Origin of the sequence: Kitasatospora sp. NPDC096128 (genome assembly GCF_040303105.1) — a bacterium.
Lineage (GTDB): Bacteria > Actinomycetota > Actinomycetes > Streptomycetales > Streptomycetaceae > Kitasatospora.
The window spans coordinates 61304-72476 of the sequence record NZ_JBEOSP010000046.1 but is presented as its reverse complement, the minus strand read 5'-3'; the positions used below and the strand labels follow the sequence as shown (position 1 = coordinate 72476).

General features: G+C 76.1%; 8 protein-coding genes. 5 read left to right on the top strand and 3 right to left on the bottom strand.

From position 1 onward, the window contains the following. From ABTY61_RS34765 to ABTY61_RS34750, 4 genes are all read left to right on the top strand, one after another. Positions 1 to 935: ABC transporter permease (locus ABTY61_RS34765; RefSeq protein ID WP_502895481.1), on the top strand; the 935-nt coding region annotated here is incomplete at its 5' end. 4 nt (positions 936 to 939) lie between these two features. Continuing rightward, positions 940 to 1800: an ABC transporter permease gene (locus ABTY61_RS34760; protein WP_350509159.1), complete on the top strand. Its 861-nt coding sequence runs from the start codon at positions 940 to 942 to the stop codon at positions 1798 to 1800. Further along, the gene (locus ABTY61_RS34755; protein WP_350509158.1) at positions 1797 to 3656 is read left to right on the top strand and encodes an ABC transporter ATP-binding protein; all 1860 of its coding nucleotides are present in this window, start codon (positions 1797 to 1799) and stop codon (positions 3654 to 3656) included. Before ABTY61_RS34760 ends, ABTY61_RS34755 begins: the two co-directional genes overlap by 4 nt. A 133-nt stretch (positions 3657 to 3789) precedes the next feature. Further along, on the top strand, positions 3790 to 6576 hold the full coding sequence (locus ABTY61_RS34750) for an AAA family ATPase (RefSeq protein WP_350509157.1): 2787 nt from the start codon (positions 3790 to 3792) through the stop codon (positions 6574 to 6576). Here ABTY61_RS34750 and ABTY61_RS34745 read toward each other — a convergent pair. Both ABTY61_RS34745 and ABTY61_RS34740 read right to left on the bottom strand, forming a co-directional pair. Then, positions 6525 to 7655 carry an LLM class flavin-dependent oxidoreductase gene (locus ABTY61_RS34745; protein WP_350509156.1) on the bottom strand — a complete coding sequence of 377 codons (1131 nt, stop codon included), beginning with the start codon at positions 7653 to 7655 and terminating at the stop codon, positions 6525 to 6527. The two genes, ABTY61_RS34750 and ABTY61_RS34745, sit on opposite strands and share 52 nt — an antisense overlap. A gap of 69 nt (positions 7656 to 7724) precedes the next feature. Then, entirely contained in the window at positions 7725 to 9197 is a 1473-nt protein-coding gene (locus ABTY61_RS34740) for an MFS transporter (RefSeq protein ID WP_350509155.1), read from the bottom strand. Between the two features lie 145 nt (positions 9198 to 9342). On the opposite strand from ABTY61_RS34740, the gene ABTY61_RS34735 reads away from it, so the two are divergent. Next, positions 9343 to 10185 (top strand): TetR/AcrR family transcriptional regulator, encoded by an 843-nt coding sequence (locus ABTY61_RS34735; RefSeq protein WP_350509154.1) that lies wholly within the window; start codon positions 9343 to 9345, stop codon positions 10183 to 10185. A gap of 74 nt (positions 10186 to 10259) precedes the next feature. Here ABTY61_RS34735 and ABTY61_RS34730 read toward each other — a convergent pair whose 3' ends face one another. Beyond that, entirely contained in the window at positions 10260 to 11144 is an 885-nt protein-coding gene (locus ABTY61_RS34730; protein WP_350509153.1) for a TIGR03621 family F420-dependent LLM class oxidoreductase, read from the bottom strand. Positions 11145 to 11173: the final 29 nt, after the last annotated feature.

Sequence of the window (11173 nt, the reverse complement as noted above, 5' to 3'; positions counted from 1 at the left end):
CCAGGCGTCGCGCCCCGGCCCGAGGTGCGCGACGCCTGGCCGGCGCGGTGGCGGTGATGTTCGGTGCGGCCACCCTCGCCTTCGGGGCACTGCAACTGATCCCGGGCGACCCCGTCGCCACACTGCTCGGCCCGGCCACCACCACCCCGCCCGAGGTGCGCGAGGCGATCCGCCACCAGCTCGGCTACGACCAGCCGGTGGCCCTGCAGTACCTCCACTACCTGGGCGGCCTGCTGCGATTGGACCTCGGACAGTCCTACCAGCTCCAGCGCCCGGTCTCCGGACTGATCACCGAACAGCTCGGACCGACCGTCCAACTCGCGCTGGCCGCCGTGGTGCTGGCGCTGCTCGTCGCCGTCCTCTCGGCGGTCGCGACGGCCGGCCGGCCGCCCGCACTGCGGGCCCTGTCCGGCGTCTGGGAGCTGGTGGCGGTCTCCACCCCCTCCTACTGGCTGGGCCTGGTGCTGCTCACGGTGTTCTCGTTCCACCTGCGGCTGTTCCCGGTGGCGGGCGCGGACGGCTTCGCCGCACTGGTGCTGCCCGCCGTCACCCTGGCGCTGCCGCTGGCCGGGACACTCGCGCAGGTCCTGCGGGAGGGGCTGGAGGCGGCCCTCGGCCAGCCGTTCGCGGTGACGGTGCGCGCCCGCGGCCTCGGCCGCTCCGGCCTGGTGGTGCGGCACGCGCTACGGCACTCGGCGGTCCCGCTGGTGACCTTGACCGGCTGGCTCACCGGCTCGCTGCTCGGCGGGACGGTGCTGGTGGAGTCGGTGTTCGGCCGCCCCGGGGTCGGCTCGCTGGTGCTGGCCGCGGTCAACAGCCGGGACGTGCCGGTGGTGATCGGCGTGGTGCTGCTGTCGGCGCTGGTGTTCGTGGTGATCTCGACGGCCGTCGACCTGCTCTACGGCGTGCTCGACCCCCGACTCGGGAGCAGGTGACCAGGTGTCCCTTGCGTCCCCGCCCCTCGTCCCCCCGGCCCTGGCCCGCAGGCTCGCCCGGCTGCCGCCCCCGGCGGTGCTGGCCGCCGGCGCGGTGCTGCTGCTGATCGTGCTGGCCGGGCTGTTCCCCGGCCTGTTCACCGACCTGTCGCCGACCGCGACCGACCCGCTGAACGCCCTGCAACCCCCGGGCGCGGCCCACCTCCTGGGCACCGACCAGCTCGGCCGGGACGTCCTCTCCCGGTTGGCGCACGGCGCCGGACCGGCCCTGGCGCTCGGCTTCGGCTCCACCGCGGTCGCGGTGACCGGCGGCGCGGCGGTCGGCCTGGCCGCCGCCCTCGGCGGCCGGTTCGCCGACCGGCTGCTGATGCGCGCCGCCGACGTCCTGCTGGCCCTGCCCGCGACCCTGCTCGCGCTGCTGGTGATCGCCGTCCTGGGCACCGGCACCGGGAACCTGGTGCTCGCCATCGGGATCGCCCTGGTCCCCGGCTACGGGCGGATGGTGCGCTCCGAAGCCCTGCTGGTGCGCCGCTCCGGCTACGTCGAGGCGGCGGTCACGCTCGGCGTGCCACGCCGCTCACTGGTCCTGCGCCACGTCCTGCCCAACTCGCTGGCGCCGCTGCTGACCCTGGCAGCCGTGGGCTTCGGCACCGCGCTGATCGCGGCGTCCGGACTGAGCTTCCTCGGCCTGGGCCCGCGCCCGCCGTCGCCCGAGTGGGGGGCGATGCTCTCCGAGGGCCGCGGCTTCCTGGCCACCGCCTGGTGGCTCGGGGTGTTCCCGGGCGCGGCCGTCACCGTCACCGTGGCCGCCGTCACCGTCGTCGGCCGCCACCTCCAGCAGCGATTCACCCGGAGGTCACCGTGACCGGCAACCCGCCCGCCCCGCTGCTCGCCGTCGACGGCCTCCAGGTGGCCTTCGGGACGGGCCGCGGCGTGGTCCGCGACGTCTCGCTCACCCTGCGGCGCGGTGAATGCCTCGCCCTGGTCGGCGAGTCCGGCTCCGGCAAGAGCGTCACCGCGCGGACCCTGGTCGGCCTGACCGGCCGCGATTCCCGGGTCCGGGCACGGCGGCTGGAGTTCGACGGCCTCGACCTCGGCACCCTGACCGAGCGACAGTGGCAGCGGGTCCGCGGCCGTCGGATCGGCCTGGTCCTCCAGGACGCGCTGGTATCGCTCGACCCGCTGCGCACCGTCGGCGCCGAGATCGCCGAGGCCCTGCGCACCCACCGGACGGTCGACCGGGCCCACACCGGTGAGCGGGTGCTGGAGCTGCTCGCGGACGTCGGCGTCCCGGAGCCGCCCCGCCGGGCCCGGCAGTACCCGCACCAGCTGTCCGGGGGACTGCGCCAGCGCGCGCTGATCGCCTCGGCACTGGCGGCCGGCCCGGAACTGCTGATCGCCGACGAGCCGACCACCGCGCTGGACGCCACCGTTCAGACGCAGGTGCTGGACCTGCTGGGCGACCTGGTCGGCCAGGGCACGGCACTGCTGCTGATCAGCCACGACCTGTCGGTGGTCGAACGGCTGGCGCACCGGGTGGCGGTGATGTACGCGGGCGTGGTGGTCGAGCAGGGCACGGCCGGGCAGGTGCTCGGCGACCCGCGGCACCCGTACACCAGGGCGCTGCTCGCGGCGGTGCCCAGCCGGGCCGGAAAGGGCCTGCCACTGTCGGTGCCGCAGCCGCCGCGCCCGGCCGCCGGGCCCGAGGGCTGCCCGTACGCGGCCCGCTGCGCGCTCGCCGACGACCGCTGCCGCCGGGCGCTGCCCGCCGCCCTGGACGGGCCGGCCGTTGCGGACGGGCCGACCGATCCGGATGCGTCGGCCGCCCTGGACGGGCCGGCCGGCCACAGCGTCCGCTGCTGGTACCCGGACCGTCCGCTGCCCGCTGCCGAGGCCCGTCCGAGCGTCGGCCGTACCGGCCCGGCGCGGCACGCCGCGGACCGACAGGTGCTGCTGGAGGTGGCGGGAGTCTCCAAGACCTACCGGGCCCCCGCCGGCACCGCCCACCCGGTGGTGCGGGACGTGTCGTTCTCGGTGGCGGCGGGCGAGACGCTGGGGCTGGTCGGCGAGTCCGGCTCCGGGAAGACCACGGTGGCGCGGATCGTGCTCGGCCTGCTCGAACCGGACGCCGGCACGGTCCGTTTCGCCGGGGAGCCCTGGAGCGGCCTGGCGGAGCGCCGGCGCCGCCCCCGCCGGGGACTGCTGCAGCTGGTGCAGCAGGACCCGCTGAGCTCCTTCGACCCGCGCCACGACGTGCGCCGGATCGTCGGGGAGGCACTGACCGTCACCGGGGTGCCGCGCGGCGCCGCCCGGGACGCGCGGGCCGCCGAGCTGCTGGACCAGGTCGGGCTGCCGGCGGTGCTGCTGCGCAGCCGCCCGGCCCAGCTGTCCGGCGGGCAGCGCCAACGGGTGGCGATCGCCCGGGCGTTGGCCACCGGTCCCCGTCTGCTGGTCTGCGACGAACCGGTGTCGGCGCTGGACGTGTCGGTCCAGGCCCAGGTGCTGGACCTGCTGGTGTCGTTGCAGCGGGAGTTGGGCCTGGCCCTGCTGTTCGTCTCGCACGACCTGGGTGTGGTGCACCACATGAGCGACCGGCTGATCGTGCTGAAGGACGGTGAGCTGGTGGAGTCCGGCGGGGTGGACGAGGTGTTCGACCACCCCGAACACCCCTACACCAGAAGCCTGTTGCAGTCGGTGACGGGAGGGAGCCGGGTCGGCTGAGCGGTCGGCCGCGGACGACGCCTGCGGCCGAGCAGGGGAACAGCGCGGATCAGCGCGAACGGAACAGCGCGGAACAGCACCAGGGCGGGCCAGCGAACTCGGCCCGCCCCAGCCGGCACAACGGGGAGCAGATGTGAATCCTGTCGAACGCGACACACAACTGGACCGCTTCGCAAGCCTGCTGGACGACTGCCTGGACGGAAGCGGCGGAACGCTCGCCCTCTCCGGGCCGGCCGCCTGCGGCAGAACCGAACTGCTCCGGGCCTTCGGCACGGTGGCCGAGGCCCGCGGTGCGACCCTCCTCACCGCGACCGCCCGCTGCTCGGAGCGCGACGTGCGCTTCGGCGTGCTGGACCAGCTGCTGCGCCGGCCCGCACTGCCCCGGGCCGTGCGGACGGCGGCACTGGCCCTGCTCGGGGCGGCCGACACCGCCCAACCGTGCGCGGAGGACCTGCCGGCGACCGGACGCGTCCCCGCGCGGGTGGACCAGGACCTGTGGCTGCTGCTGCACGAGCTGGCCGCCCGCACCCCGCTGGTGCTCGCCGTCGACGACCTCCAGCACGCCGACCCGGCCTCCCGGCAGACCCTGCTCCACCTGGCCACCTGCGCCCCGACCGCCCCCGTCCTGCTGGTCGTCACCGAGCCCGACCCGCCGGCCGACCCGGGCCCCGACCGCGACTGGCGCACCGCCCTGCTGCGCCTGCCGCGCTTCACCCGGCTGCGGGTCGACCGCCTGAGCGAGCACGGCACCGGCCAGCTGCTGGCCGGCCTGCTGGGAGCCCCCGCCACCCGGCTCCCCGCGTGGTACCGGCTGACCGGCGGCAACCCGCTGCTGCTGCGCGCCCTCGCCGAGGACTGCGGAGGCGACGGCCCGTCCGCGGAGCCGGTGCCCGGACCGGCGTACGCGCTGGCCGTCCGGGCCTGCCTGAGCCGCGCGGGGGCCGCGGCGGTCGAGCCGGCCCGGGCGCTGGCCGTGCTGGCCGAGTCCGGCTCCACCGCCCTGCTGCCGCAGCTGCTGGGCCGTCCGGCCCGGGCCGCGCTGGCCGCGCTGACCGCGGGCGGACTGGTCGTCGACGGCCGACTGCGCGGCACGGCGGCCGCCCGGGCCGTGCTCGACGGATTACCGGAGCGGGAGCGCGCGGCCCGGCAGCTGCGGGCCGCCCGGCTGGTCTACGAATCCGGCGGCTCCCCGGAGCAGGTCGCCGCGCACCTGCTGGCGGCCGGGGAGGCCACCGAGCCGTGGGCCCGGCCGGTACTGCTGGACGCCGCCCGGGCCGCGCTGAGCGCCGACGACCACGCCTTCGCCGAGTCCTGCCTGGCGCTGGCCGCCGCGGCCGCGCCCGGCGACGCCGAGCTGGCCCTGCAACGCGCCGTCGTGCGGTTCCGCACCGACCCGCAGGCCGCCTACCGGCTGGTCCGCCCGCTGGCCGCCGCCCCCGCCGAGCTGACGGAGCAGCACCGCATCGGACTGCTGCGGACGCTGCAGTGGCACGGCACCGAGGCGGAGATCTCCCGGGCCCTCACCGGCCCGGACCCGACCGACCCCGCGCACCGCGACGAGCTGACCCGCGCCCTGGAGCACCTGCGGGCGATGGCCCCCCACCTGGTGCCGCCGGGCCGTCCCGCGCCGCCGCCCGGCCTGCCCCTCGGCCAGCCGCAGCACCGCTCCGTGCTGGCCCTGCCCCGGGTGCTGCACACCGGCGGCACCGCGGAGGACCTGCGCACCGGCGAACTGGTGCTGCGCACCACGCCGTTGGAGGACGCGACGTACGGTGCGCTGCAGTCCGCGCTGTACGTGCTGCTCTACGCGGACCGGGCCGACCTGGCGGAGCCCTGGTGCACGGGACTGCTGCGGCAGGCGGTGGAGCGGCGGATCCCGGTGTGGCAGGCGCTGCTGACGGCCACTCTGGCCGAGATCGTGCTGCGGCTGGGCCAGGTCCGGGCGGCCGAGCGGTACGCGCGGCGGGCGCTGGCGCTGCTGCCGCCAGGCGGGTGGGGCGTGTGGCTGGGCGCGCCGCTGGCGGTGCTGCTGCTCTCCTCCGCCGCGCTCGGCGGGAAGTCGGAGGCGGAGCTGCGGCTGCCCGCGCCGCCCGAGCGGCTGGCCCGCACCCGTTACGGCGCGCAGTTCCTGCACGCCCGCGGCCGGCACCGGCTGGCGGCGGGGGCGGCGGACGCGGCCCTGGAGGACTTCACCCGCTGCGGGCGGCTGCTGGAGGACTGGGGGTTGGACCTGCCCTCCTTCCTGCCGTGGCGCTCCGACGCGGCCCGGGCGCTGCTGGCGCTGCGCCGCCCGGAGCAGGCCCGGGCGCTGGCGCTGGCCCAGCTCGACCATCCGGGCGCCGCCCGGCCGCGCACCCGGGGGCTGTCGCTGCGGGCGCTGGCCGCCTGCGAGCCCGCCCGCCGGGTCGAACTCCTCCAGGAGGCCGTGGAGTTGCTGGCGGAATCCGGGGACCGGGCGGAACTGGCCGGGGCCCTGGCGGAGTCCGCCGAGGCGCAGCTGGCGGCCGGGCAGCGGCCGGCCGGCCGGGAGTCGCTGGGGCGGGCCCTGGCGACGGCCGAGGAGGCGGGCCTGGCCCCGCTGGCGGCCCGGTTGAAGGAGCAGGTCGCGGAGGAGGACGGCTCGGGGCTGAGCGCCTCGGAGCAGCGGGTGGCGGAGCTGGCGGTGGCCGGCCACTCCAACCGGGAGATCGCCGAGCAGCTCTTCATCACCGTCAGCACGGTCGAGCAGCACCTCACCCACACCTACCGGAAGTTGCGGGTCAAGGGCCGGGCCGAGCTGGCGCGCTCCCTGGGCGCCGACGCCCAGGCCGCGTCGGCGGGGGAGCGGCACGCCGCGGGGCGGCGTGCCGCCGTCCGTCCGGCGGGCGGTCAGGGCGCGGTGCCCAGACCCAGCCGCTCGCGCAGGGTCTCCTCGGCGTAGCCGGTGCGGTAGGCGCCGCGCCGCTGGAGTTCGGGGACCAGGCCGGTGCCGAGCGCGGGGAGGTCGTGGGCGGTGGTGGCCGGGCGGAGCCGGTATCCGGTGAGCCCGGCCTGCTGCCATTCCTGGAGCAGGTCGGCGAGTTCGGCGGGTGTGCCCGCGAAGACGAGGGCGTCGGAGGTGTGTTCGGTGCCGAGCGCCGCGTCCAGGCGTTCGCGCCGGGCCCGGGCCGCGCCCGGTTCGGCGTCCAGGTGGACCAGCACGTCGGCGAAGACGTGCACGGTCTGCCCGGCCCGTTCGACGGCCTGCTGTTCGGCGCGGATCTCGGCGACGGCGGTGCGCACGTCCTCGACGCCGTGCGGGGTGATCGAGACCACGTCGGCGACCTGGGCCCCGTACCGCCACGGGACGCTGATGTGGGCGAGGGTGAACACCACCGGGTGGCCCTGCGGCGGGCGGGGGGCGGTGGACGGGTCGGGGTCGAGCAGCCACTCGCCCGGGATCCCGTCGCGGGCGGTGAACCGGCCGGGGGCCAGCTCGTGCAGGGCCTGCTCGTCGGTGACGCCGTCCCAGAGCGCTCGCACCACCCGGACCAGCTCGGCGGCCCGGTCGAAGCTCTTCCGCAGCTGTTCCTGGACCTCGGGCAGGAACAGGGTCTCCAGCGGGATCGGCTTGGTGGGGCTGAGCTGGGTGCGCACCCCGGCGCGGCCCGCGCTCAGGTGGTCCAGGGTGGCGACCGCCTTGGCGATCGGGGCGGGCCGGGCGGTGTTGAACACGACGGTGGGGATGATGCCGAGGTGCTCGGTCCGGGCGGCGAGGGCACCGGCCAGGGTCAGCGCGTCGAGCCGGTGCAGGGTGTGGCCGAGGCTGCGGTCCAGCTCCTCGCCGGGTCCGGGGGCGCGGGAGAGCGGGTCCTCGACGGTGACGAAGTCCAGCAGCGCGGCCTCGGCGGTCAGGGCCTGCCCGGCCCAGTGGTCCAGGGTGAACGGCCTCGGGTCGGCGCCCGGTCGGTGGCGGGCGGCCGGGTGCCAGCCGGCTCCGTCCAGGGCGGCGGACAGGTGCAGGTGCTGCGGGGTGCTCATGGGCGTGCCTTTCGGAGAGGGAGGCGCGCCCGGGTCCGCCCCGGGCACGCCCTGGAGGTGCGCGGCCCGTCAGGCGGTGGCCTTGGGACGGGTGATGACGAGGAGGCCGATCAGGACGGCGACGCCGCTGAAGGCCGCCGCGGCGACCACCGCGGTGGACAGGCCGTCGGCGAGCTGGGCCCGGTCGGGGTTCCGGGCGCCGTGCAGCGAGCCGCCGTAGAGGGTGGCGAGCACGGCGACGCCGAGCGAGAGGCCGATCTGCTGGAGGGCCTGGAGCAGCCCGGAGGCCGCGCCGGTCTCCTTGGGCGCGAGGCCGGCCAGGATGGTCATGTTGAGCGGGACGAAGCCGAGGCCGAGCCCGGCGCCGAGCAGCACCAGCGGGCCGAGCAGGCCGGTGAGGTAACCGCTGTGCGGGCCGGTGGCGGCGAGCCACAGGCTGTCGGCGAGCATCAGCGCCGCCCCGGTGACGATCAGCGTCCTCGCGCCGTACCTGGGGATCAGCTTGGCGGCGCTGCGGGCGGTGGCGAACTGGGCGAGGGCCATCGGCAGGAACGCCAGTCCGGCGGTCAGCGGGGCCAGGCCCAGGCCGTCCTGGACGTAGAGGGAGAGCAGGAAGTAGGTGCCGCCCATCGCGGCGAACAGGAGCAGGAAGACCGCGTACGCGCCGGAGCGGGCGCGCTGGGCCAGCAGGCGCAGCGAGATCAGCGGCTCCCGGACCTTCGCCTGGGTCACGGCGAAGGCGCCGAGCAGCACCAGGCCGAGCACCAGGGCGAGCCCGGTGGTGGTCGAACTCCAGCCCGCCGAGGAGGCGTTGATCAGCCCGTAGACGACGGCGGTCATGCCGGCGGTGGAGGTGAGGGCGCCGATGACGTCGGGGCGGGCCGGGTGCTTCTCGGTCTCGCCGAGGTGACGGGCGGCCAGGAACACGGCGGCCAGGCCGATCGGCACGTTGACGAAGAACACCAGCCGCCAGGAGAACGTGGTGAGCAGGCCGCCGAGGATCAGCCCGATGGTGATGCCGAGCCCGGCGACGGTGGAGAACACCCCGAGCGCCCGGCTGCGCTCCGGGCCCTCCCGGAAGGTGACGGCGATCAGGGACAACGCGGCGGGCGCGGCGAAGGCGAAGCCGACGCCCTGGGCCGCGCGGGCGGCGATCAGCAGCGCGGAGTTCGGGGCGAGTCCGCCGAGCAGCGAGGCGGCGACCACGAGCAGCAGGCCCCAGGTGAACATCCGCCGGCGCCCGAGGACGTCGCTGGCCCGTCCGCCGAGCAGCAGCAGTCCGCCGAAGGCCAGCGAGTAGGCGCTGAACACCCAGGCCAGGCCGTCGGGGGAGAAGCCCAGGCCGGACTGGATGCGGGGCAGGGCGATGTTCACGATGTTGCCGTCGACCGCCACCATGAGCTGGCAGGTGACGATCACGGCGAGGGCCGTCGCGCCGGCCCGGCGGGGGGTGGCGGCGGAGTCGGCCGCCGGGGTGGTCGGCGTCTCCCCGTCAGGCGGGGTGGGCGGCTCGGCCACGGGTGGCTGGTCGTGGGTCGTCATGGCCGGCTCCTTGAGCGTAGGCAGGGCAGCGTCGAGGGCAGGGCCACGGTCGACGCTTGTAGACTGCTTCATGGTAGGGACGCGCTCGAAGTGGGTCAACAAATGTTGAACGAATGTGTCGCGGTGTGACGGGCGAGGAGTCGGTATGGCGGAGAGCAGTGGTGGTGGGCGCGGCGAGCGGCGCAGCCGCAGTCGGCAGGCGATCCTGGCGGCCGCCCGGGAGCTGTTCTCCGAACTCGGCTACGAGCAGACCACCGTGCGCGCCGTGGCCCACCGGGCCGGGGTGGACCCGGCCCTGGTGATGAAGCACTTCGGCTCCAAGGAGCAGCTGTTCGACGCCGTCTCGGAGATCGGCCTCAGCTTCGGCGGCGCCCTCGGCGGCCCGGCCGACCGGCTCGGTGAGCGACTGCTGGCGCACGTCCTGGCCGACGTCGACGGCCGGCCGGACCGCAGCATGCCGGTGCTGCGGTCGATGCTCACCCACCCGCAGGCCGCCGAGGCGGTGCGCTGTGCGGTCGCCGACCCCGGGAACAGTCCGCTGGCGGACGCGCTGACCGGTGACGACGTCGAGCTGCGGGCGACCCTGGTGGGCTCCGTGACGCTCGGTCTGCTGGTCACCCGCTATCTGCTGCGGGTGCCCGAGGTGGACCAGGCCCCGGCCGAGCGGCTGGTCGAGCTGCTCGGGCCGTGCCTGCGGCCGCTGCTGGACGGTGGTGCGGGTGGTGCGGGTGCTTCGGGCGGCTCGGGTGCGGCCGGGCCGGTCGCCGGGGTGGCCGGTGACGGCGGGTCCGGCGCGCTGCTGGCCGGGCTGGCGGCAGCCGAGTCGGCCCGGCTGGCGGCGGCCGAGGAGGTCGACCGGCTGGCCCGGGAGGCGCTGGCCGCCGGGGCGTCCTTCGGTGAGGTCGGCCAGCTGCTGGGGATCAGCCGGCAGGCCGCCCGCAAGCGCTGGCCGCGGACCGAGGACGCCTCCGGCCTGCTGACAACCTAGGTTGTCGCCCTGGAGGGCGGCTGCCGGTCCGGTCGGCCGCCCGATCAAGTGACAACCCAGGTTGTCGGTCGGCCTCAGGTTCCGGCCAGCGCCCCGACCACCGGCGCGAAGGCCTCCTGATGGACGTCCATCACGGTGAAGTACGAGAAGCCGAAGCTGTCCCGCAGCTCCTTCACCTGGTCGATGATCTGCGGCACGGTGCCGATCAGCAGCAGCGGCGTCTGCTCCAGCTCGGTCAGCGGCACCGGCAGCTGGGTGGCGGCCACGTGCCGGATCGCGGCGTCCCGGTCCTCCGTCACGATCACCGCCTGGAGCAGCAGGTTCTTCTCCACCTGCGCCGCCCGCTCGCCCACCACCCGGTCGAAGTAGGCGACCCGCTCGGCGAGTTCGGCGCGCGGGATGAGCCGAAGCCCGCCGAACGCGGTCGGGTCGTAGCGCATCCCGATGAAGCCCACGATGTCGCCGTGCTCGGCGGCCAGCCGCAGCACCCGGTTGCCGTTGCCCGCGATCAGCAGCGGCACCTGCTCCTGCACGGCGGCGGGTACGTGGTCCGGATCCGCGAGCAGCCGGCGCACCTCCCGTACGGTGCGCTCCAGGGCGTCCACCCGGTCCCTCGGTGTGCCCGGGTCGAGGCCGAGTGCCTGGAACTCGGCGTGCACGTAGCCGGTGCCCAGGCCGATCTCCACCCGGCCGCCGGTCAGCCGGTCCACGGTGGCGATCTCCCGGGCCAGCAGCGGCGGGTGGTAGAAGCCGGAGTTGAGCACCAGGGTGCCGACCCGCAGGCCGGTGGCGGCCGCCGTGGCCACCAGCGGGGGGAAGGGCGCGGTCCGGCCCAGGTGGTCGGGCACCAGCAGGACGTCGTAGCCCTGGGACTCGACCTCCTTGGACACCTGCTGCCAGTGGTCGGCGTCGTCGGGGACGGCCAGCTTGCCGAGGCCGAAGCGGAACGGTCGGGTCATGGTGGAGCTCCTCTGGATCTGTCGGTCAG